17 protein-coding genes and 3 pseudogenes are annotated in these 23,312 nt (G+C 65.3%); 10 read left to right on the top strand and 10 right to left on the bottom strand.

Features of this window, described 5'->3' with window-relative positions:
• Positions 1-2 precede the first annotated feature (2 nt).
• From HYG77_RS16725 to HYG77_RS16710, 4 genes are read left to right on the top strand one after another with little or no spacing between them, the layout of a single operon-like run.
• On the top strand, positions 3-938 hold the full coding sequence (locus HYG77_RS16725; protein ID WP_208959950.1) for a hypothetical protein: 936 nt from the start codon (positions 3-5) through the stop codon (positions 936-938).
• Positions 938-3,199, top strand: a complete 2,262-nt coding sequence (locus tag HYG77_RS16720; protein ID WP_208959949.1) for a heavy metal translocating P-type ATPase — start codon at positions 938-940, stop codon at positions 3,197-3,199. The genes HYG77_RS16725 and HYG77_RS16720 overlap by 1 nt, the downstream gene beginning before the upstream one ends.
• A gap of 2 nt (positions 3,200-3,201) precedes the next feature.
• Complete coding sequence (locus tag HYG77_RS16715) at positions 3,202-3,519, top strand: metal-sensitive transcriptional regulator (protein ID WP_109335477.1); 318 nt, start codon at positions 3,202-3,204, stop codon at positions 3,517-3,519.
• Positions 3,520-3,555: 36 nt separating this feature from the next.
• A complete protein-coding gene (locus tag HYG77_RS16710; RefSeq protein ID WP_208959948.1) occupies positions 3,556-5,628 on the top strand; it encodes a heavy metal translocating P-type ATPase in 2,073 nt (690 codons plus the stop codon).
• 189 nt (positions 5,629-5,817) lie between these two features.
• On the opposite strand, the gene HYG77_RS16705 is transcribed toward HYG77_RS16710, so the two are convergent.
• Positions 5,818-7,143, bottom strand: coding sequence for an HNH endonuclease signature motif containing protein (locus HYG77_RS16705; RefSeq protein WP_208959947.1), 1,326 nt, complete (start codon positions 7,141-7,143; stop codon positions 5,818-5,820).
• Positions 7,144-7,325: 182 nt separating this feature from the next.
• Here HYG77_RS16705 and HYG77_RS39660 point away from each other — a divergent pair.
• Positions 7,326-7,816 (top strand): annotated as a pseudogene (locus tag HYG77_RS39660) (formate dehydrogenase accessory sulfurtransferase FdhD); the annotation flags it as partial.
• Between the two features lie 235 nt (positions 7,817-8,051).
• Positions 8,052-11,528 (top strand): serine/threonine-protein kinase, encoded by a 3,477-nt coding sequence (locus HYG77_RS16695; protein ID WP_208959946.1) that lies wholly within the window; start codon positions 8,052-8,054, stop codon positions 11,526-11,528.
• Positions 11,529-11,832: 304 nt separating this feature from the next.
• On the opposite strand, the gene HYG77_RS39655 is transcribed toward HYG77_RS16695, so the two are convergent.
• The 3 genes and pseudogenes from HYG77_RS39655 to HYG77_RS16685 form a co-directional block, all read right to left on the bottom strand.
• The gene (locus HYG77_RS39655) at positions 11,833-12,222 is read right to left on the bottom strand and encodes a nucleotidyl transferase AbiEii/AbiGii toxin family protein (protein ID WP_230990289.1); all 390 of its coding nucleotides are present in this window, start codon (positions 12,220-12,222) and stop codon (positions 11,833-11,835) included.
• 19 nt (positions 12,223-12,241) lie between these two features.
• Positions 12,242-12,562, bottom strand: a pseudogene (locus tag HYG77_RS39650) (CocE/NonD family hydrolase); the annotation flags it as partial.
• A 197-nt stretch (positions 12,563-12,759) separates the two neighbouring features.
• Positions 12,760-13,626, bottom strand: coding sequence for an alpha/beta hydrolase (locus HYG77_RS16685; RefSeq protein WP_208959944.1), 867 nt, complete (start codon positions 13,624-13,626; stop codon positions 12,760-12,762).
• Positions 13,627-13,757: 131 nt separating this feature from the next.
• On the opposite strand from HYG77_RS16685, the gene HYG77_RS16680 reads away from it, so the two are divergent.
• Complete coding sequence (locus HYG77_RS16680; protein WP_348273560.1) at positions 13,758-14,372, top strand: TetR/AcrR family transcriptional regulator; 615 nt, start codon at positions 13,758-13,760, stop codon at positions 14,370-14,372.
• Positions 14,373-14,417: 45 nt separating this feature from the next.
• Here HYG77_RS16680 and HYG77_RS16675 read toward each other — a convergent pair whose 3' ends face one another.
• The 4 genes from HYG77_RS16675 to HYG77_RS16660 are packed head-to-tail and all read right to left on the bottom strand — an operon-like array spanning position 14,418 to position 19,097.
• The gene (locus HYG77_RS16675) at positions 14,418-15,662 is read right to left on the bottom strand and encodes an NADH:flavin oxidoreductase/NADH oxidase family protein (RefSeq protein WP_208959942.1); all 1,245 of its coding nucleotides are present in this window, start codon (positions 15,660-15,662) and stop codon (positions 14,418-14,420) included.
• 29 nt (positions 15,663-15,691) lie between these two features.
• Positions 15,692-17,161: an AMP-binding protein gene (locus tag HYG77_RS16670; protein ID WP_208959941.1), complete on the bottom strand. Its 1,470-nt coding sequence runs from the start codon at positions 17,159-17,161 to the stop codon at positions 15,692-15,694.
• Between the two features lie 11 nt (positions 17,162-17,172).
• A complete protein-coding gene (locus HYG77_RS16665; protein WP_244372904.1) occupies positions 17,173-18,120 on the bottom strand; it encodes an alpha/beta fold hydrolase in 948 nt (315 codons plus the stop codon).
• A gap of 8 nt (positions 18,121-18,128) precedes the next feature.
• Positions 18,129-19,097 (bottom strand): enoyl-CoA hydratase/isomerase family protein, encoded by a 969-nt coding sequence (locus HYG77_RS16660; RefSeq protein WP_208959940.1) that lies wholly within the window; start codon positions 19,095-19,097, stop codon positions 18,129-18,131.
• A 172-nt stretch (positions 19,098-19,269) separates the two neighbouring features.
• Between HYG77_RS16660 and HYG77_RS16655 the strand changes: the two genes are divergently transcribed.
• From HYG77_RS16655 to HYG77_RS16645, 3 genes are all read left to right on the top strand, one after another.
• Positions 19,270-19,995, top strand: a complete 726-nt coding sequence (locus tag HYG77_RS16655) for a TetR/AcrR family transcriptional regulator (protein ID WP_208959939.1) — start codon at positions 19,270-19,272, stop codon at positions 19,993-19,995.
• 74 nt (positions 19,996-20,069) lie between these two features.
• The gene (locus tag HYG77_RS16650) at positions 20,070-20,972 is read left to right on the top strand and encodes an SDR family oxidoreductase (protein WP_208959938.1); all 903 of its coding nucleotides are present in this window, start codon (positions 20,070-20,072) and stop codon (positions 20,970-20,972) included.
• Positions 20,973-21,010: 38 nt separating this feature from the next.
• Complete coding sequence (locus HYG77_RS16645; RefSeq protein WP_109334659.1) at positions 21,011-22,012, top strand: NADP-dependent oxidoreductase; 1,002 nt, start codon at positions 21,011-21,013, stop codon at positions 22,010-22,012.
• A 29-nt stretch (positions 22,013-22,041) separates the two neighbouring features.
• Here HYG77_RS16645 and HYG77_RS16640 read toward each other — a convergent pair.
• Both HYG77_RS16640 and gnd read right to left on the bottom strand, forming a co-directional pair.
• A pseudogene (locus tag HYG77_RS16640) lies at positions 22,042-22,210 on the bottom strand (glucose-6-phosphate isomerase); the annotation flags it as partial.
• A gap of 41 nt (positions 22,211-22,251) precedes the next feature.
• Positions 22,252-23,304 (bottom strand): phosphogluconate dehydrogenase (NAD(+)-dependent, decarboxylating), encoded by a 1,053-nt coding sequence (gene gnd, locus HYG77_RS16635; RefSeq protein ID WP_348273559.1) that lies wholly within the window; start codon positions 23,302-23,304, stop codon positions 22,252-22,254.
• Positions 23,305-23,312 lie beyond the last annotated feature (8 nt).

Raw genomic sequence — 23,312 nt, 5'->3', positions numbered from 1 at the left:
TCATGAACGCCACCGGTAAGTTCGCCGGTTTCACCCTCGGTCTCGTCGCCGTCTTCGCTGCCGCGACGGGAGTGGGAGCGTTGGTCGGACCGGACATCGACGAACCCACATCACACGCCGCCGACGACCCCGGCCACGGTTCCGCGGGCGACGGCACCGAAGGCCATAACACCGGAGGCCACGACCCCGGAGGCCACCCGGAAGCCGCCGACGCGACACCGAAGGGACTGCGCTCCACGCAGGACGGCTACACCCTGGAACTGGCGTCGTCGATCGCCGCCACCGGCACCGAGGTCCCCGTGCAGTTCCGCATCCTCGACCACACGGGAACTCCCGTGACGCGATACGCCGACCAGCATGAGAAACAACTGCACCTCATCGCGGTGCGCCGCGACCTGACCGGCTACCAGCACGTGCACCCCAGCCTCGACGAGTCGGGCACGTGGAGCGTCTCACTCGATCTGGCCCGGGCGGGTGACTACCGGGTGTTCGCCGACTTCATGCCTGCGGGCGGGGACGCGCTGACCCTCGGTACCGACCTGCGGGTCGCCGGCAGCTACGACCCGCAGGTCCTACCGACGGCGGAGACGACGACCACCGTCGACGGCTACACCGTCACCCTCGACGGCACCCTCGAACCCGGACAGACCTCCACCCTGACCCTCGCGGTCGGTCGTGACGGATCGCCGGTCACCGACCTGCAGCCCTACCTCGGCGCCTATGGCCACCTGGTCGCGCTTCGCACCGCTGACCTCGGCTATCTACACGTGCACCCAGAGGGACATCCCGGGGACGGCGTGACGCCCGCGGGGCCCGGCATCGACTTCGCGGTCACCGCACCCAGCCCAGGCGAGTACCGCTTGTTCCTCGACTTCCAGCACGCCGGGGCGGTTCACACCGCCGAGTTCACGGTTTCCGCACATTCCGAGGAGGAATGATGACCCGCACCACCGACGTTCCTGCGCCGGCGGGCTCCCAGGTCGAGTTGTCGATCGGCGGAATGACGTGTGCGTCGTGCGCCAACCGCATCGAGCGCAAGCTCAACAAGCTCGACGGGGTGACCGCCACCGTCAACTACGCCACCGAGAAGGCGCGGGTGCACTACTCCGCCGACGTGTCCCCAGACGACCTGGTGAGCACCGTAGAACAAGCCGGGTACACGGCGCGCTTGCCCGAGACCGGGCGACCCGTCGTGGACGAGGAGGATCCCGCCGCGAGCCTGCGACAGCGGCTCCTGGTTTCGGCCGCGTTGACCGTTCCGGTCATTGCGGTGGCGATGGTCCCGGCACTGCAGTTCACCAACTGGCAGTGGCTGTCCCTCACGCTCGCCGCACCGGTCGTGGTCTGGGGCGCGTGGCCCTTCCACCACGCCGCCTGGACCAATCTCCGGCACGGCACCGCCACCATGGACACCCTGGTGTCGATGGGCACCCTCGCCGCGTTCGGCTGGTCCTTGTACGCATTGTTCTGGGGAACGGCCGGAATTCCGGGCATGACACACCCCTTCGAACTGACGATCGCGCGCATCGACGGCAGCGGCAACATCTATCTCGAAGCCGCAGCCGGTGTCACCACCTTCATCCTCGCCGGCCGCTACTTCGAGGCCCGCGCCAAACGCCGGGCAGGCGCAGCGCTGCGGGCACTACTGGAGATGGGCGCCAAGGAAGTATCGGTGCTGCGCAACGGAGTCGAACAGTTGATCAGCGTCGACAGGCTGGCCGTGGGCGACCGCTTCGTGGTTCGTCCCGGTGAGAAGATTGCCACCGACGGCGTCGTCATCGAGGGATCTTCCGCCGTCGACGCGTCGATGCTGACCGGGGAGTCGGTGCCCGTGGAAGTGGCGCCCGACTCCGAGGTCGCGGGCGCCACCGTGAACGTCGGTGGCCGAATCGTGGTCGAGGCCAGCCGGATCGGCTCCGACACCCAGCTTGCCCAGATGGCGGAAATGGTCGAGGACGCCCAGACCGGCAAAGCGCAGGTGCAACGGCTGGCAGACCGGATCTCCGGAATCTTCGTGCCGATCGTGATCGCGCTGTCGGTGGCGACGCTGGGTTTCTGGATCGGTACCGGCGGCTCCGTCGCTGCAGCCTTCACGGCCGCGGTCGCCGTCCTCATCATTGCGTGCCCGTGCGCCCTCGGCCTCGCGACTCCGACCGCCCTGATGGTGGGCACCGGACGCGGCGCACAGCTGGGAATACTCATCAAGGGCCCGGAGGTGCTGGAATCCACCCGCCGCGTCGACACCGTCGTGCTCGACAAGACCGGCACCATCACCACCGGCACGATGTCGCTGCACGACGTTGTGACCGACGGAAGCACGGACGAGAACACCGTCCTGCGGTACGCGGGCGCCTTGGAAGATGCCTCGGAGCATCCCATCGCCCGTGCCGTCGCACGCGCCGCGCGGGACCGACTCGGCACGCTGCCGGAGGTCGAGCAGTTCGTCAACATCGAGGGACTCGGCGTTCAGGGTGTCATCGACGGACATGCGGTGGTCATCGGACGACTGACGTTGCTCCGTGATTGGTCACTGCACCTTCCCGCCGCGCTCCGCGAGGCGGTGGACGCGGCGGAAGCGAAGGGCCGAACCGCGGTCGGGATCGGCTGGGACGGTGAGGCCCGCGGTGTGCTGGTAGTCGCCGACTCCGTGAAACCGACCTCACGCGAGGCAGTGTCACAGTTCCGCCGTCTGGGTCTCACCCCGATCATGCTGACCGGCGACAACGAATCGGCAGCACGGGCCATTGCCGCCCAGGTCGGCATCGACGAGGTGATCGCGGAAGTCCTTCCCCAGGACAAGCTCGATGTGGTGAAACGACTGCAGGCCGAGGGGAAAGTGGTGGCGATGGTCGGTGACGGTGTCAACGACGCCGCCGCCCTCACCCAGGCCGACCTGGGGCTGGCCATGGGCACCGGAACCGATGTCGCGATCGAGGCCAGCGACCTCACCCTCGTGCGCGGGGATCTACGGGCCGCCGCCGACGCGATTCGCTTGTCCCGCAGAACATTGAGCACCATCAAGGGCAATCTCTTCTGGGCCTTCGCCTACAACGTGGCCGCACTGCCCTTGGCCGCTGCCGGTCTGCTCAACCCGATGCTGGCCGGCGCCGCGATGGCGTTCTCCTCGGTGTTCGTCGTCAGCAACAGTTTACGACTGCGCCGATTCCAACCACTGACCTCCGACCCGAAAGAGCGATGACCATGGCTTCCGCAGACACCCCACACGACGAGCATGCCGGACACGGCTACATCAGCGGAAAGGACGAGTATCTCAAGCGGTTACGCCGGATCGAGGGCCAGGCCCGCGGCCTTCAGCGGATGGTCGAGGACGAGAAGTACTGCATCGACATCCTCACCCAGGTTTCCGCGATGACCAAGGCGCTGCAAGCCGTGGCGCTCGGTCTGCTCGACGACCACATCAGCCACTGCGTCGTCGACGCCGCCGTCGCAGGCGGGCCGGAGGCCGAAGCCAAGATCAAGGAAGCTACCGACGCCATCGCACGCCTGGTGCGTTCCTGACCCACCGAAACGAGCACAGCTTCCAAGGGAGCAGCCATGTCTCACCAACATCAACAAGAAGTACACGTCGGGCACGCCGGGCACGACAGCCACCAGGAACACGGTGACCGGCACGCCGGACACGGGGCTCACGGCGAGATGTTCCGGGAGAAGTTCTGGGTCAGTCTTCTGCTGTCGGTGCCGGTGGTGGCGTTCAGCCACATGTTCGCCGACCTCCTCGGCTACATGGTTCCCGACTTCCCGGGAGCGTCCTGGATTCCCCCCGTCCTCGGCACCGCAATCTTCGTCTACGGCGGCGCCCCATTCCTCACAGGCGGATGGGCCGAGCTGAAGTCGCGCCGGCCCGGCATGATGCTGTTGATCAGCATGGCCATCACGGTGGCGTTTCTGGCGTCGTGGGTGACGACACTGGGACTGGGTGGGTTCAACCTCGACTTCTGGTGGGAACTGGCGCTTCTCATCGTCATCATGCTGCTCGGCCATTGGCTGGAGATGCGGGCCCTCGGCTCGGCGTCCGGCGCACTCGACGCGCTCGCGGCGCTCCTTCCGGACACCGCCGACAAGGTTACCGATGACGGAATCACCGAAGTGCCCGTCTCCGAATTGTCGGCGGGTGACCTGGTTCTGGTGCGCGCAGGCGCCCGTGTCCCCGCCGACGGCACCGTGGCGGACGGGCAGGCAGAGGTCGACGAGTCGATGATCACCGGCGAATCCGCCCCTGTCCTCCGCACCACCGGCGACAGGGTCGTGGCCGGAACCGTCGCCACGGACAGCGCCCTCCGTGTCCACGTCGACGCAGTGGGGGCAGACACCGCACTCGCCGGAATTCAGCGTCTCGTCGCCGACGCCCAGGCCTCGTCGTCGCGCGCCCAGGCCCTCGCGGATCGTGCCGCGGCGTTCCTCTTCTACTTCGCCTCGCTCGCAGGCGTTCTCACCTTCCTGGTGTGGTCGCTTCTCGGGAACGTCGACGAAGCGGTCGTGCGCACGGTGACCGTTCTGGTGATCGCCTGCCCGCATGCCCTCGGTCTGGCCATCCCCCTCGTCATCGCCATCTCCACCGAACGCGCCGCGAAGGCCGGTGTGCTGGTGAAGGACCGCCTCGCACTCGAGCGCATGCGAAATGTGGACGTCGTGCTGTTCGACAAGACCGGCACGCTGACGCAGGCCAGGCATGCGGTCACCGGAGTCGTCGCCGTCGCCGGCACCACGGAGCACGAACTGCTCGCTCTGGCAGCAGCGGTCGAGGCAGACAGCGAGCATCCCGTGGCCCGCGCCATCGTCGCCGAGGCCGCCGCCCGGGTACCCGCGAACATACACACCGACGCGTCACAGTTTCGTTCGGATCCCGGCCGGGGCGTGCGCGCGGTCGTCGACGACCATACGGTCGCGGTGGGTGGACCGGCCATGCTTGCCGGACTGGAGATCGTTGCCCCGGAATCGATTACGCGCACTATCGCGGGCTGGATCGATCGTGGCGCTTCCGTACTGCACGTGGTCCGCGACGGGGCGGTTCTGGGTGCGCTCGCGCTCGAGGACGCCGTCCGCCCGGAGTCGCGGCAGGCGGTCGACGCACTCCACGCCCGCGGTGTGAAGGTCGCGATGATCACCGGCGACGCCCGGCAGGTGGCGGACGCCGTGGCGGCCGACCTCGGCATCGACGAAACCCTCGCCGACGTACTGCCCGAAAACAAGGACGCCGAAGTCGCTGCACTGCAAAAGCGGGGACATCGGGTGGCGATGGTCGGGGACGGTGTCAACGACGCACCGGCGCTCGCCCGGGCCGATGTGGGTGTCGCGATCGGGGCGGGAACGGACGTCGCCATCGAATCTGCCGGCGTTGTCCTGGCCGCCGACGACCCCCGAGCGGTGCTGTCGATCATCGACCTCTCCCGCGCCAGCTACCGCAAGATGTGGCAGAACCTGGTGTGGGCAACCGGATACAACATCATCGCCGTCCCACTGGCCGCGGGTGTGCTCGCCTTCGCCGGTGTCGCAATCTCACCGGCAGTGGCCGCGATCCTGATGTCCGTGTCCACCGTCGTCGTCGCGCTCAACGCCCAGTTACTGCGTCGGCTCGACCTCGATCCACGACGACTGGGTCGGTTCTGACCGGGACATCGGAAGTAGACCGACGCTGAGAACTGGTTTAGTAGCAACGGGCTTGGTGGGGTTGATGAGGACTGAGGTCGCTGACGTCCGGCCTGGGCGCTTGGCGCTTGCATTTGCATGACGGCATGCCGGCTCTGCAACAGGAGTGGTCCTGTTGCGGAGTCGCCAAGTGTGTGTCGCGCCTCGGGGTCAGGCCGCTCGGGGTCGGTCCTGGTTGTGCGCGGGGATGGGTGTGCGTTCCAAGTCGACTTGCCGGGGTGGGATGAAGGCGGGGTGCCGGTCTGCTCCCATTTCGATTTCCCAGTCGCTGTGGTGGAGCAGTCGGTGATGGAACCCGCAGAGCAGCACGAGGTTGTCCATGTCGGAGGGCCCACCTTTGGACCAGTGGATGATGTGGTGGCCCTCGCACCATGAGGGTGGCGCGCCGCATCCGGGAAATGCGCATCCTCGATCTCTCGCGACCAGCGCTTTTCGTTGTCGTTTGGTCACGGTCCGGGTGGTGGTGCCGAGGTCGAGTGGCGCGCCGTGGTCGTCGAGCACGATCGGCGTGTAGATCGAGTCGCAGCTGAGGAGCCGAGCCGCTCGCAGGCTCAGCGGTCCCATCCACTCGGTCCACGCGACCCCATCGACCGCGAACAGCGACGGGTCGGTCGCGCAGGCGCCGCGCTGATCTTCTGCGCTGGAGTCGGCGTGGTTGGGGTGGTCGGCGAGGTCTTTGATGTTGATGTGGAGGGAGACGTGGGGTCGTTCTCCGCCTTCTTCGCCGGCGATTGCGGAGTTGAGGTAGCGGCGCAGCAGTTCGGTGAATCCGTCGGCCCTGCGCTGTCCGGGGGTGCGGGTGTCTGTGGTTCCGTCCTGCGCGGGTCGCGGCTTGGAGAGTCCGGAGAGCGCGGAGAGCAGCATTTCGCCGGTGACGGCGTCGAGGTCGCCTTTGACGGCGACGCGTCCGTTGAGTGTTCTGGATGCGTGGAATTCGTTGAGTTCGGTGTCTTCGGCGGGCGGCGGGTCGTCGGATTCGAAGGCGCGTTCGAGTCGAGCGATGACGGCCCGCACCGCGTCGGTGTTGGCGGTAGGACCGCTCGCCGCGTACAGCAACGCGGTTCGGCAGTCGTCCATCGCTTCGCGTGGCATGCCTTGGGGCGGTCTCTCGCAGAATTTCATGATCAGTGCGGCGTGCTCCGCCGACATCGTGGTGTCGAAGTATGCGTCCGCGATTTCCGGTTGGGAACGTAACCCTCGGCCCAACATCACGATTCGTCCCGCCGCACCGACCTCGAGCAATGTTGTGGAGGCCAGCCACATCTTGGTGTTCGGAAAGCCGAGCACATCGACCCTGCAGCGGTGGTCGACGGCACCGACCAGCCTGACCCGCAAAGCCTCGAGTCGCTGAATCTCCTCCGACACAGCAACCACCGATTCGAGCAACTCGGCCTCGGCCAGACGCCACGCATCACCGACCGCAGTCGCCAGAATCTCGTCCGACAACGCCCCCTGGATATCCTCCCCGATCCCCATGATTCAATTCTAGCTCGAACGTTTGTTCGAGTCAATGGCGAGAACGACCCACACGTCCTCGACGCCGTCTCAACGCGCCGACTGGACAACATCACAGATCTGTAGGGGCTCATTCATCACAACCGCAGGGGCTGGCAACTGGTTGCCTCGGGTGTCCCGGGTTCGGATGTGACACTCGCGCAGGCTTTCTGTTCACCGAGTGCATCATCGGCGACAGGGCGGATACCGCGGCGATCCGGTACTGCAACAGTGTCGACGGGCACGGGATCAACACCTACAACGTCCTCGACGTCGACCTCGCCTCGCCTCGCCTCGGGGATCTTCCTGCCCGACAACGGCATCAAACGCAACTTTTACACCCCCTCCTCCTGCGGGGTATGTGGGACGGCGTTCCTCGACGCGATCCGGCAACGCACGAAGCATTCCCCGGCCACCGATCCGGTGCGCATCGACTCGGCCACCCCCGCAATGTTGTCGGACACCCTGCGGGCGGCGCAGAAGGTGTTCGACACCACCGGCGGGTTGCACGCGGCCGATGTTCACTGCCACCGGGGACCTGCTGACGGTCAAGGAGGACGTCGGCCGGCACAACGCGGTTGACACGCCCCACGACACCGGACTGACCCTCTTCGGATTCCTCCGCGGCACCACCATGAACATCTACACCCACCCCCCACCACATCATCAACGTCCGTACGTTGACGAACCAGCCCTAGCACCGATCGGCCTCTGGACCGGTGTCCGCCCGATTCTTCCCACCCTGACGCCGGCAAACGCTTTTCGGCGACTGGATGGCTGCCGGTATCTAGAATGGGGTAGGCGCAGTGCGAGGAGGCCCTCATGGGCAGGTGTTGGTCGGTCCGGGCACGCCGCATCGGCGAACCAGGCGACGTGCGCTGAGGCTTGCCATGCCGGACGACGCCACCGAGAGCACGCAACGACAGGTCGACGCAGACGTCGTCGCGGAGTTGGCGGCTGAAGGTTTCGAAAACGCGTGCATCGTCGGCCGCGGCGGCTTCGGCATCGTGTACCGGTGTCGGCAGCCGACGCTCGACCGCGTGGTCGCCGTCAAAGTCCTGAGCCCAGACCCGGACCACATGGATCGGGCCCGTTTCCTGCGCGAGCAACAGGCGATGGGGCGGTTGTCCGGACACCCGAACATCGTCCACGTGCTGCAAGCGGGAATCACCTACACCGGTCGCCCCTACATTGTGATGCCATTTCACCGCCGTGATTCCCTCGATTCCTGGATCACCAAGCACGGCGCGTTGACGGCTGCAGAGGCGCTGGCCGTCGGTGTCAAACTCGCCGGTGCTCTGGAAACCGCTCATCGCGCGGGAGTACTGCATCGCGACATCAAACCGGGGAACATTCTGTTGACCGAGTACGGCGAGCCGCAGCTGACCGACTTCGGCATCGCACGCATCACGGGCGGCGAGGAGACCACCCGGGGTCTGGTGGCCGGGTCACCCGCTTACACCGCCCCGGAACTGCTCAGCGGCGCCGACGCGTCGGTGGTCACGGATGTCTATGGCCTCGGGGCGACACTGTTCACGGCACTGGCGGGCCGGCCCGCGTTTGCCCGTCGCCGCGGCGAGCAGGTCTTCGCCCAGCTGATGCGCATCGGCACGGAGCCGCTGCCCGATCTGCGAGATGCGGGTGTCCCCGAAGCGGTGTGCGACGTGGTCGAGTCGGCAATGGCCCGGGACCCAGCGGAGCGCCCCGCCACTGCTGCGGACCTGGGCGGCGCGCTGCGACGGGCGGGCGAACACATCGGCCTGGCCCTGGCGGATATCCCGCTTCCGATCGTCGATGAGGCAGACCGCCCCTTCCTGCCCTCGGATGAGGTCGAGGTCGGCGTGTCCGAGTACCTTCGATACCGACGGGGCAGCGGGACCCGGCTGGATCGTCCTCCGCCACCGAGTGCGTCCACCAAGTACCGTCCACCGGTTACATCGGGTGCGGCGGTGGCGCGCACGCAACTGCTCGAGCGCCTCCGTCGGAGCGGGCGTCGGCGTCTAGTGCTCATTCACGGACCTGTCGGGTTCGGTAAGAGCACGCTCGCCGCTCAACGGCTTGCGGCCCTGCGGGAGGAAGGGGTGGCTACCGCGTGGCTGACAATCGACAACGACGACAACACGCTCATCTGGTTCCTCACCCACCTGATCGAGTCCATTGCGGTGGCGGAACCAGCTTTCGGCCGAGAGCTGGTTCGTGAACTCGAAGTCTACGGCGCGGACCGCGAACGGTATGTTCTCACCTCGTTGATCGACAAGCTTCATTCGGCCGACCAGCACGTCGCAGTGGTCATCGACGATTGGCACCGCGTGAGCAACGAAGACACGCGGTTGGCGCTGGCATTCCTGCTCGAGCACGGCTGCCACCATCTACATTTGATCGTCACCAGCCGCACCCGGCTGGGTCTGCCGCTCAGTAGATTGAGCGTGCGCAACGAACTCGTCGAAATAGACTCCTCCGCTTTGCGTTTCGACGTCCGGGAGTCGACCCAGTTGTTGGTGGACCGCTCCGGCCTCCACCTGGACGCACCTGACATCGTCGAGCTCGAACAGTCGACGGACGGATGGGCAGCGGCACTACAACTGGTCTCACTTGCCCTGCGTGATCACCCGGACCCACGGAGGCTGATCGACCACCTGTCCGGAGGGAATCGGGCTATAGGCGAGTATTTGGCCGAGAACGTCCTCGGCAATCTCGATCGAGGCACCCTCGATTTCCTCCTCGCGACCTCGATCACCGAGAAAATCTGCGGCAGCTTGGCACGCGCGCTCACCGACAGCCGGGAAGGGCAAGCGACGCTCGAGGACATCGAGTCCCGTGATCTGTTCCTGCGACGGCTCGATGAGGAAGGGAGATGGTTCCGCTACCACCATCTGTTCGCCGAGTTCCTGCAACACCGCCTCGAGCGTGACGATCCCGACCGAATTGTCGAGCTTCATCGTCGAGCAGGTCGGTGGTTCGCGGACCGGCACCTTCTCAGCCAGGCGGTTGACCACTACCTCCTCGCAGGCGAGGAAGACGATGCTGTCACGCTCGTCGAGGACGCCGCGATGGATTTACTCGAGCAGTCGCAGATGGGGACGCTTCTCGGTCTCGCCGCGAAGCTGCCGGCGAAGGGAACTACCGATCGGCCCCGCTTACACATCGCTATCGCGTGGGCGCACGCGTTGCTGCATCATCCGCGCGACGCCGAACACAATCTTTCCGTCGCGGAGACCGCACTGGCCAGCGGCGACGATGGCGACCACGCTGTCGTAGATATGCGCGTCGAAGTGACATCCATCCGGGCTGCTGTCGCCGCGTTCGACGACAAGATCGACGGACTCGATGAGACCGTCGAGAAGTGTATGGCCCGGACGGACACACTGCGGCCATGGGTACTGTGCGGAGCCGCCGACGTCGCATCCTTCCGCGCTATCTACCAATTCGATTTCGACGAAGCCCGCCGATGGCAAAAATGGGCCCTTCCCTTCCACCAACGGTCCGCCGGGCCCTTCAGCGTGTTGTACGGATATTGCATGGCCGGGATCGCGGCACGCGAACAACTCGATCTGCCAGCGGCTGAGACCAGTTTCCGGCACGCTATGACACTGGCCTCGGAGGCCGAAGAGGGTCTCGGCTACGGCACCCGGCTCACCGCTGCCCTACTCGGCGACCTGCTGTACGAACAGGGGCACCTCGCCGACTCGGATCAACTCCTCGACCGTAGCCACACCTTGGGTGCCGAGGGTGGCACCGTCGACTTCATGCTTGCCACCTACGGCACGGGTGCCCGACTGAAACTCCTACTCGGACAAAAGGATGCGGCGAAGGCGCGTCTCGACGAGGGTGCCCGGCTGGCGCAACAACTGGGCTTGCCCCGTTTGGCAGCGCGCATTACCAACGAACGAGTTCGAACCGGGATTGGACACGCGGCTTCCGGGCCCCCGGTTATCGACCTCGAGAGCCGACAAATGCCCGACCGGAACAACGGAATCGCCGTCGTGACTTTCGAACTGGAAGAGGATTCGGCGATTCGGTCAGCACTGACCGCCCACGATCAGGACCTCGCGCCCGTCTACGAAAGGGCACACGCCCTCGTCGAGTCGATCGATCGACGGGTTCGCCCGCGGGCATTCCTGCACGCCGCCCTGCTGCAGGTGGAAGTGTCGGCCACCATGGGACAGGAAGATGAGGCACTGACGGAACTGTTGCCGCTCGCCGAGCAGTGCGCTCGGCTCGGGCTGGTACGACCGATACTGGACGCCGGACCCGCGGTGAGCAGGTTGGCACGACGTCTCCGCACACATCTTCACGAGCGCGCCGACGCTGCCGCCTCCACCGGCTTGAACCAGTACCTCGACGACTTGGAGAAGCAACCGACCTGAGCGACTACGACTCTCTCGCTGTATGGAATGTTGGCTTAGGCAGGCCGAACGGCCTTGTGACGCCAACTCTCGCTCGATGACCCGTCAGCCTTTCTGATGTTCTGACGCCGTGAAATGCGGTAGGCCTTCTATTGCGGACCCACTCGACCCGAAGCGCGGCCCCACTGCTGCATGCAACGGGACCGACATCTGATTGCGGTACGGGATAGGCCGCCTCGCTCGAACCTTTATGACTGCTTCAACCCGCTTCTGCGACGCTCCCGTGCGGACGTTCACACAGGCTCCGACGCGCCCGAAAGTCATTTCAGGCTCGCCCATGCGGTGCGGACGGTGTGGAGGGCCTCGGTGGCGGTGATGGTGAGTCTGGTTTGGCCGGCGGGTTGTGTGTGCCATTCGTTGTCGCTGGGCGGGCGGGTGAAGACGTAGGCGCCGAGGTTCTTCCCGGTCGGCCCGAGCTTGCGGAACAGTGCGCGGTCTCGGGGTTGATCGCGCCGATGTTGGTCAGTCCCCATAGGTCCCAGAGGTCGCGGGCCGCGGCGCGATCGCACCAGGTGGCGGTTTTGGATGCGGCGAACGCGGGCAGGGTGGGCACGAACAGCCGGGCGGGTGGGGCGTCGCTGTAGCGCTGGATGAGGGTGCGTGATTCGGTGGGCCAGAGGGTGCGGTCGGTGGAGGAGAGGAGTTGAATCTTCACCGCGAGCGAGAGCTGCGGCCCATTGAGTCTGACCGGTATAGCTTCCACCGAACATGCCGATCTTGCCGTTGCTGCCGGGAAGGCCAGTCGCCCAGACGACGGTGTCGTACCCCTCCTGCTGCTCGTAGGCCCAGGGCAGCCGCTCTCCGTTGGAATCGAATCGGCCACGGGCGTCCTGCTGCACGACGATGTAGCCACGCTTCACTGCAGTCAGGGTGTCGAAGATCAGAACGTTCAACGATGCCGTCCGGTCGTACGGGGTGCGCTGGATCAGCACCGGACACGAACCCGCCGCCGCCGGCCGATAAACATCCGCCCTGAGAATCATGCCGTCGCGCATCGGCACCTCCACATTGAGATCGATGCTGATCTGACTCATTTGGGGTTTCCTACCTTCATTCGAACACCAACTCGATGCACACCCGGTGCTCGGGAACGCGCCTGGAGTGTGCGTGAGCACCGGGTGTGGATCCTGTGATTGCGGTCACTCATTAGGTACACAAACGGGGTACGAGTAGGCAGGGAAACGTACCCCACTCAGGGCTGGGCAAGGAATTCGAGCACTTCAGGAACGAATCGCTGGTGGTACTGAAAGACCCCGCCGTGTCCGGAGTTGGGATAGATCGTCAACTGCGAGTTCGGCAGTCGCCGCGCCAGGTCCTCCGAGTGCTCGCTCGCGACCATCAGGTCGTGGTCGCCATTCGCGACGAAGGTGGGGTGGGTGACCACCGACAGGTCGTCCGGAGTCGCCTTTCCGCCTCGTACGATCGCTGCGATTTGCGCAAACCTGGCTTGGATGGAAATCGGCTTGTCGCGGCCGTCGGTACGCTCGGCCAAACGTGCGAAGTAGTCGTTCGCTGCACGTTTGCCTTCAGAGGTGCGGGGAAAGAAGAGGAAGTGCCGTGGGTCCTTGCGCGTGAGCGCTGCCTTCAGATACGCACTGGTGACGATTCGAGCCATCTTGTCGATACCGCTACCCCCACGCGGCCCGGTACCGGCGAGCACCATTCGTCGCACGAGCCAAGGTTCTCGCAGCGCGATGACTTGAGCCACCGCACCTCCGAGCGAAAAACCGAACAAGTCGACGGTGTCGCGGCCGAGAGCGCGGATGAATGCAATTGCGTCGACGCCCATCTGCGTGAGGTCGGCGGGTACTCGCGAGCCGCTGGCACCCACCCCGCGATTGTCGAACGCGATCACATGGTGGTGCCGAGCGATGCCGTCCAACACTCGGGGGTCCCAGTCATCCATGACCGCGGTGAAATGGTGAAGAAACACCACCGGCACTCCGCCCCTGGGCCCCAGTTCGCGGTACGCGAAGGGCACACCGTTGACGTCGATGACTTTTGTCGGCGCCTTTGCCCAAGCAATTGCGTCGCTGTCTTGCGCGTTGTGAAGAGACATTTCTACTACTCCTTGTAGCTCGACATCGATCGTTTGCCGACCATCGAGCCGATTAGCGTACGACCATAATATTACGAACGTCAGGCTATCGCGTAGACTCATGGCTGGCAAGGAAGACGCCGTGGTGACCTATGAAGCAAGGTGGTGCAGAAATGGCGCGGTACGACGAAGCGCACAAGGCTCAGACGCGTCGTCGCATACTCGACACTGCGGGTCGGCGACTCAAGCGCAGCGGTATCGATGGTTCCGGCGTGAGCGCGCTCATGTCGGACGCGGGTCTGACCAATGGCGCTTTCTACGCGCACTTCGGTTCGAAAGATCAGCTCGTCGCCATTACCGTCACGGATCAGTTGACAGCGCAGGAGGAAACGCTGCGTTCGTTGCTCTCCGACGACGGTTCGCTCCAATCATTCGTCGAGGAGTACCTGTCGTGCGACCATCGCGATCATCCAGATCAGGGTTGTCCCTCAGCCGCCTTGCTGGACGAGATCGGGCGGGCGAGCACTGAGATCCGCAGTGCATATACCGAAGGAATCGCGAGAATTATCGAGGTGGTGGCGAGCCGCGCCGACGGTGACGAATCGGCTTCTGCCAGAAGCACAGCCATTGGCCTCATTGCGGTACTTGTCGGCACGATGCAGCTCGCCCGAGCCGTAACCGATGAACAGCTGTCGGCGGAGATACTGGCTTCTGGAATCGCCAACGCGGGCCGGCTCCTGGAGCACGCCGAGCCGAACTCCCTCTGAGCACCGCCCCCCAGGTCGCCGGTCTACCGGTTCACCTCGGCCGGCCTATCCGCCCCGCTTGGGTCGAAAGGATGTCCGCCCGTTGCGACGCAACAGTGCGACCGTGGTGGCGAGCAGCCCCCGATTCAGATCGGGTTCGAGACCGGCGCTGATGCGGTGCAGCTGGTCGGTGTGCCAGCCGAGGTCCAGGAGCCCGTCCAGCGCCTTGACGTCGACTACCCTTCCCAGGACACCCCGCATTCCGGATCGCGACTGATGAGTGGTGAGGCCGTCGGCGCGCCCGGCGAGGATGACGTCGGCAGCATCGGTGGTCGTCGCAGTGGGCCGTCCGATCCCGACGACATCGCACTCGCCGGCACCGATCGCCCCCTCCATGGCGGTGCGGGAGCGGAAACCGCCGGTCACTGCCAACGGGACATCTCCTGCCAGCGCGCGGACAGTGCGTGCGTAGTCGAGAAAGTACGCCTCACGAGCGCGGGTACTCGCCGCGGCACTGCCCATCATGGCGGGAGACTCGTAGCTTCCTCCGCTGACCTCGATCAGGTCGAGGCCTTCCTGGGCCAGCGCCGCGACCACCGCGCGGGACTCATCCTCGGTGAATCCGCCGCGTTGGAAGTCGGCCGAGTTGAGTTTGATGCCGACCGCGAAGCCCGGTGACACCCGCGCGCGAATGCGACGCACCACCTCGAGGACGAAGCGCATCCGCCGCTGCGGGTCACCACCCCACTCGTCATCGCGCCGGTTCACCAGCGGTGAGAGGAACTGGGCGACGAGGTAGCCATGGGCACCGTGAATCTGCACGCCGTCGAAACCTGCTGTCTCACAGACGAGCGCGGCGGCGGCGAAACGTTCGACGATGCCCTCGATTTCACCGGAGGTCAGCTCCCGCGGGGTGGACGCGCCGGGAATATCGAGCGGCACCGGACTCGGAGCGACGGGAGTGTTTCCGAGGGCGAGCGGGTTCGCCTGACGTCCGGGATGATTGAGTTGAACCCAAATCGGGACACCGGCATCTTTGGTCGTCTTCGCCCAGCGGGTCAGCGCGTCGAGATCACGCTCGTCCTCGATGACGATATTGCCCGGCTCGCCGAGCTGGGTGCGGTCGACCATGACGTTGCCGGTGACGAGCAGCCCGTAGCCGCCTCGGCTCCAGGTGGCGTATAGCTGTTCGAGGCGGTGGTCAGGAGAGTTCCGCCGATCACCGAGCGCTTCACTCAACGCGGACTTCATGATTCGGTTCGGGAGTATCTGACCGCAGGGCAACGGTAATGGATCGTGCAGGGAGGCCATGAAGCAGTACCTTTCGCAGGGATTGATGGTTACGACGGCGCAGGGGCATGTGCGGCCCGCAGTGTGTTCTTGTCGATCTTGCCGACCGCATTCTTGGCGATGGCTTCGACGACGACGATCGACGTCGGCCGCTTGTAGCGGCTGAGTTTCTGCGTGCACAGTGCGTGCAGGGCAGCCGGATCGACGGTCGAATCGGGTGCCGGTTGCACGTAGGCGACAACGACCTCGCCCCAAATGTGGTCGGGTACGCCGATCACGGCGGCCTCGAGCACGGACGGGTGGCCGGCGAGGACGTCCTCGATTTCCTTGGGGTAGATGTTCTCGCCGCCGCGGATGATCATGTCTTTCGATCGCCCGACCAGTGTCAGATAGCCTTCCGCATCGAGGTGGCCGACATCGCCGGTGTGCAGCCATCCGTCGACGATGACGCGGGCCGTTTCGTCCGGGCGGCCGAGGTAGCCGCGCATGACATTGGGGCCGCGCACGACGACCTCTCCGTCCATACCTACACCCAAGTCGGTGCCGCTCGGGTCGACGATGCGAATCTCTTGACCTGGGAAGGCAATCCCGACCGTTCCGGCGCGCCGGGGCCCCGACACAGGGTTGAGGGTGGACGCGCAGGTTCCTTCGGACAGCCCGTAGCCCTCGAGGAGGGGAAATCCGTACCGGTCCTCGAATCTGCCCAGTAACTCCGCTGAGGCGGGTGCTGCGCCGCAGATGCCGAAACGAAGTGAGGACGTGTCGGGCCGAACCTCGTTCGGGAGGGCCGCCAGGATGCTGTAGATCGTCGGCACCGCGCTGAAGAAGGTCGGGCGTTCGGATTCGACGAGATCGAAAAAGGTTCGGGGATCGAATCGGCCGGCGATGACGACGCTCGCGCCGGCGAGCAGCGGGGTGAGGACGCTGACGACGATGCCGTTGACGTGGAAGAGCGGCAGGATCAGCAGGCATCGGTCTGCCTCACCCAGTTGCAGTGCCTGGGCACCCATCTCGGCCATGGCGTCGATGTTGGTGTGGTCGAGCATCACTCCCTTCGGCACTCCGGTGGTGCCGCTGGTGTAGATCAGGAGGGCGAGTGCGGACGTATCCGTATGAGGTGTGGGATCGGACGCAGTCGCCTCCTGGAACAGCTCGTCGACGGCGAGAGTGGCGACACCGCCATCTCCTGCACCCGCCCAGCCGTCCTCGACGACGAGCAGCCGTGCGGCGGAGTCGGCGAGCTGCCGAGCGACCTCGACGTCGGTCAGGGCCGGGTTGACCGGGGTGATCGTGGCACCGAGTCGCCAGGTCGCGAACAGCAGCACCACGAACTCGGAGCGGTTCGCCAGCTTCAGGGCCACGACATCTCCGGGCCCGATTCCCCGGTGCTGGAGGTGGCGTGCTGCCGCGCGGACCCGGCTCAGCAGCTGAGCGTTGGTGAGCGAGCCGGTGGCGTCGGAGATTGCGGGTCCGTGCGGGTCGAGATCGGCGCGGCGGTCGGGCAGCGATGCGAACGTCATGGTGGTCGTGTTCACCTTCGGTGTGGTGCCGCCCGGCCCGGTGAGGGTGTGACCGGTGCTGCATCGAGATGGCGGGTGAGGAACTCGATCTGATCGCTTACCAGGGCTTCGAAGGGTTCGCCGAGGTAGAAGTCGAAGTGGCCGGCGTCGTAGGTCTTGATCTCGCCTCGTGGTGCGGTACGCGCGTAGCGGAGAGTCTGAGCGGGTGGGGTGACGGTGTCGGTGTTGCTGATGCAGAACAGGATCGGAAAGTCGATGTTCTGCGCTGCGCGCCCCGGCCGGTAGGTGACCAGGCTGGGAATCACCCGGGCCGCTACCTCGTTTCGGAACGTCGCCCCGGTCGGCACGATAGCTCGGTAGCCGGGAAGTGCATCCGGGGCATTCATCAGGGCCAGTGAACCGGGTGCGCCGGCGAGCGGAATCATGACCGGCTCGCGTCGGCGAACCTTGGCCGCCAGATCCCGGGCGATCAGAGGCGAGGCTTTCACCGAGGCGGCCGGACCGAGTGCGAGCGCGGAGGCCAGCCCGTCGGTGAACGGGCATTGGGCGACGGCTGCTCGCAGTTCCGGATGCCGCGACGCGACGGTGATGGCGTGTCCACCGCCGAAGGAACTGCCCCACACGGCAATGCGTGTGCTGTCGAGACCGTCACGAGCCTTGACCCACGCAATGGCGGAATCCCAGTCGGCAAGCTGCTTCTTGATCGACAGCAGCTGGCGGGGATGGCCGCCGCTGTCGCCGAAGTGCCGATAGGTGAACGCGAAGGCGGCGACGCCTGCCTTGGCGAAACGCTCGGCGAAAGCGTCCAGACGCATGTCGCGGGTGGCTCCCAGGCCGTGGCCGAGGATGACCACGGGCGGCGAGGTGACGCCGGTGGGCAGATACAGCCATGCCGCGCAGGAACTGTCACCGGAGGAGAAGAGGACGTCGTGACGGGTGTAGGGCTTCTTGTTGGCCATGGCTGGTCTCACTGTCCGTTCGTCGAGCGGGACCCGGGCACGCGCCCGGATACGAGCGCCTGCTTGTAGATGTCCGGATTGTAGAGGGGCAGCTCCCCGGTGGAATCGGTGCTCTCGAGATAGTCGAGCATCAACTGCTGACCGTCCTCGGACTGATCCGTACCGAGGAACTCGGTGCGCTCGACATGCAGTCCCTCCGCCAGCGACATCGAGCCGCCGAAATACACCGACCGCTTGACCGCCGCGACCGCTTCCCTCGGGCGGGCGCCGAAGTATTCGGCGAGTTCGGTCGCCCGGGGAACAACGTCACCCGGCGCCACAATCTCGTCGACGGCTCCGTTGGCGAGGGCCTGCGCGGGGGTGAACGGTCTGCCTTCGAGTATGGCGACCAGGGACCTATGGGTACCGATCAGTCGAGTCAGGCGCTGAGTACCGCCACCGCCCGGATTGATTCCCAACAGTACCTCGGGCTGACCGATGAAGAAATCGCCGTCAGCCATGACCCGCAGGTCACACGCCCATGCGAACTCCGCACCCAGACCGAGCGCCGAACCGTTCAGGGCAGCAACGAAAATGACGCCGCTCGCGTTCATCCGCAGGAACGTCGCATGCAGACGGTCGAGCTGGACTGCTCCCCACAGCGGGGTTTTGCGCATCACAGGCTCGAGGGCACGAGCGCGATCCGCACCTCGGGCCACCCGCGCGATCGCGGAGGCACCGCGCCGTCCGAACGGCGGGACCGCCGCCCCCTCTTCCTGCAGCCACCGCACATCCGCATGGCTGACGAATCGGCCCGGGCGTGTGCCGGTAAACACCACGGCGCGGATGCCCGGATCCCGGTCGACCCGGTCTACCAACTCCTCGAGCTGGTTGGCGATATCGAGGCCGAACAGGCTGTGCGGGCCGCCGTCGACCCGCACGATCAACACCTCTCCGCGGTCCTCGACCTCGAGATGTCCCTTGGTTTTGTAAGTCATGAGATTTCACCTTCGTGAATGGAGGAAGGGGGAAGCATGTCCGGCGTGCCGGAGTCGGTGCCCGCCGCCAGTAACTTCGTTATAGGAGTACTGTAACCTCGTTATTGGCTAGTGGCAACCGTCGCTCGGATCGATGGATGCCCCAGCGGAAAATGCGAAGTCAGGTGTAGATATGGGAGAGACGTCGTCGGTGCCGGTTCCCGGGAGTGTTCCGGAACGGTTGGTTCTGGCCACGGTCGGTCTGCTGGCCGAACAGGGCCCGTCCGCGATCAAGGCGCGAACCGTGGCGTCCTCGGCCGGTCTGTCGACGATGGTGGTCTACCACCACTTCGGCGGGATACCCGAGCTCGTCCGCGCGGTCGCAGACCATGGGTTCACCGAACTCGGCACCGCCTTTTCCCGAGTGCCGGAGACTGAGGATCCGGTCGTCGATCTGTTCGCACTGGCATTGGCGTGTCGGCGCCTGGCGCGCGAGAACCCCCATCTATACGACCTGATGTTCGGACTGTCCATCCGCGCTACCTACCGGCCGCTGGAGTCGGACGTGCGATTGAGCGGACATTCCCTGGCGTTCCGCGAAGCCTACGCACGCGTCATCCACGCATGTGCACGTCTTGTGAGTTCCGGCAGGGTCGAGCCCCACGCCCCGGAGGTGGTCGCTGCCCAACTGTGGAGTTACGTCCACGGTTTCATCACCCTCGAGCTGGGCGAGCATTTCGCCGAGTTCGACGACGCGGTGCTGCAGGTTATGTTGCCGATGGGAGTGAACTTTGCCGTCGGCTTCGGCGACACCCGCGAACTCGCCCAGGCCTCACATGAGCGGGCGTTAAGCCTCTACGGGTCGGCCGAGCCGGCGGGAAGTTCGACGGGCGAGTCGGAAGTGGCCTCGGGCGCGTAGCGAGCTCGCCGCACTCAGTGCAGATTTCGGTTGAGGGTATTGCGCTCGTCACATAACGAAGTTACATTCGAGCTATGAAACGAGATCTGGTGGGACGGAAAGTGATTGTCACGGGGGCCGCGCGAGGCATCGGCGAGCAGGTGGCGCGCCTGGCCGCGGCCCAGGGGGCCCGTGTCGCTCTGATCGGCCTCGAGCCAGACAGACTGCAAGCCCTCGCCGCGGAACTGGGGCCGTCGTCCCATTGGTGCGAGGCGGACGTGCGGGACAGCAAAGCGCTGCAGACCGCGATCGACGAGTGCGCCGGTGCCATGAACGGTGTCGACATGGTCGTCGCCAACGCCGGAGTGGCCGCCTATGGAACGGTGCGGCACGCGGACGAAGCGTCCTTCGAGCGAGTCGTCGATATCAATTTGAACGGCGTATTCCGCACACTCAAGCATGCGACACCCCACCTGCAACGCAGCGGAGGCCACGTGCTGATCGTGGCATCTGCGCTGTCCTTCACCTCGATAGGCGGTCTTGCCTCCTACGGTGCGAGCAAGGCCGGGGTCGAGGCGCTCGCGCTCGCCTACCGCGGTGAAGTCGCCCATCTCGGGATCACCGTCGGTCTGGTCCATCCGTCGTGGATCGACACCGACCTGGTGCGAGGCGCCGAGGTCGACATTCCCTCCTTCCAACAGATGCGCAACCGCCTGCCGTATCCGGGGAACGTCACGACCAGTGTCGAGCGGGCGGCCTCGGCTATCGTGGACGGACTCGCCTACCGGCGCAGTCGCGTCTATGTGCCGCGGGCCGTCGTCGTCGCCAACTGGGCGAAGGCACTGTTGAACTCGCCGCTGGTCTGGCCGTGGACGAGGTGGTTCTCCGCCCTGACAATCCCGTCGCTCGAGACCGAAGTTGCCGCCTTGGGCCGCAACGACCAGCTCGTTCCACGCTTCGAGTCGTCTGGCCGAGAGCGATCCCCGGTTTCCGCCTGAGCGGCGCCCCGACACAAAGAGCAAGGAGAAAGACGACGATGAAGGCAATCGTTCTCGATCGTTACGGAAGCAATGACGGCGTGCGGTTCGGCGAAACTCCCGACCCGGAAGTGGACCCCGGTGACGTCCTGGTTCAGATTCACGCCGCGAGTGTGAACCCGCTCGACCTGAAAATTAGAGAGGGAAAACTCAAACCCGTCCTGCCGTATCGCCTGCCGATCGTGTTGGGCAATGACCTGGCCGGGGTGGTCGTCAAGGTTGGACGTGATGTGCGGAGATTCCAGCCAGGTGACGAGGTGTATGCGCGACCGGACCAAGGCCGAATCGGCGCCTTCGCGGAACTCATCGCAATGAGGGAAGACGATGTGGCTCTCGCGCCACGAGAGCTCACCATGGAGGAGGCGGCTTCGATACCTCTGGTCGGCCTGACCGCGTGGCAAGCGTTGGTCGAGAGGGCGAATCTGCAGGCCGGACAGAAGGTTCTCATCCATGCCGGCTCAGGTGGGGTGGGTACCTTCGCGATCCAATTGGCCAAGCACCTCGGTGCGACCGTGGCCACGACGACGAGCACCGCGAATATCGACTGGGTGCAGCGTCTCGGTGCCGACATCGTCATCGACTACAAGAAGGAAGACTTCGCGGCGGTCCTACGCGATTACGATCTCGTCCTCGACACCCTCGGTGGGGACACGCTCGCGAACTCCCTCCGCGTTCTCAAACCGGGCGGCAAGGTCATCTCGGTTGCCGGTCCGCCGGATCACACTTTCGCGAAAGAAGCCGGCCTGAACTGGATCGTGCAACAGGTGATGCGCCTTCTGAGCTTTCGGATCAGACGAAACGCCAAGCGTCACCACGTCACCTACTCCTTCCTCTTCATGAAATCGAGTGGAGACCAGTTGCACCAGCTCGCGTCCATCATCGATTCCGGCGCCATACGTCCAGTGGTGGACCGAATCTTTCCGTTCGAACAGACCAAAGAGGCTCTGGCATACGTCGACCAGGGGCGCGCAAAGGGCAAGGTCGTCGTCAAGGTCAGGTGAGATTTTCTGAGCAGCGGGCGGCCGGACGACGCGTGCTGCCCGTCGTTGCCGGGCTCAACCCACCAGATGGTCCGGGTGATGGTGCCGACCAGAGCTCGATTGGCCTGCACCGCTTTACCGTTGGACTCCATGGTCAACTGCTGGGTAAGCACGAAACCGGGCGAGATCGTTCGGATACGTCAGGATGGTCCGGATTTCGGTGTTGCGGCGATGTCCGGTTGGGTCGAGGTTGTCACGGGTCAGGCGATTCCGGACGATGCGGCGGACCGGACGGCGTGTCCCCCGAACTGATTACGCAGTGCCGAAACCGCTTTCATGGCGGGGGAGTCGTCCTGGCGGGAAGCGAACCGCGCGAACAATGCGGCGGAGATCACCGGCGCGGGAACCGCGTGGGCGATGGCCTCTTCGACGGTCCAACGGCCTTCACCGGAATCCTCGGTGTAGCCGGAGATCGCGGCCAATTGGGGATCGTCGGACAGGGCCTGCACCAGGAGGTCGAGCAGCCAGGAACGGACCACGGTGCCCTTGGACCACGCGCGCAGCACGGCGGGCACGTCGACGATGGATTCCTCCGCCGCGAGCAGTTCGTACCCCTCGGCGTAGGCCTGCATCAGTCCGTATTCGATACCGTTGTGCACCATCTTCGCGTAGTGGCCGGCGCCAACCGGGCCTGCGTGCACAAAGGAATCCTCCCGCGCACCGTCCGGGCGCAGCGCATCGAAGACCGGCATCAACCGGTCGATGTCGGCCGCGTCGCCGCCGGCCATCAGCGCGTACCCGTTCTCGCGTCCCCACACCCCGCCGGAAACGCCGCAGTCGAGGTAACAAATGCCGTGTTCGGCAAGAATTTCCGAGTTGAGCCTGTCGTCGGTGAACCGGGAGTTGCCGCCGTCGACGACGACGTCCCCGGGGGCCAGGAGGCGAGAGAGTTGTCCGATGACCTGACGGGTCGGCGCCCCAGCGGGCACCATCACCCATACCGCGCGGGGAGCGGGAAGTGACTCGACCAACGCTTCGAGGCTGTCCGCGTCGCTGTCGGCGGAATTCGGATCGTATCCGATTGCCTGTAATCCACGGTCGCGCAGACGCTCGCGCATGTTCAGTCCCATTTTGCCCAGACCGACCAGTCCCAGTTTCATCGTCACCATTCCCGTTTCACATCGGCGATCTTGCCGAGATCTATGTCTACGGGGGAATCGGGTCGACCTCACCTGACCGGACGGGCAGCCGGCACTGGCCGCTCGGCCAAGTGCATTCCGGCTCGCCGCCTTCGACACTGGTACCCGACGCATTGTCTGAA

Source organism: Rhodococcus sp. ZPP (assembly GCF_017656075.1).
Classification (GTDB): domain Bacteria; phylum Actinomycetota; class Actinomycetes; order Mycobacteriales; family Mycobacteriaceae; genus Rhodococcus_F; species Rhodococcus_F oxybenzonivorans.
This window is presented reverse-complemented; position numbering and strand designations above follow the sequence as displayed.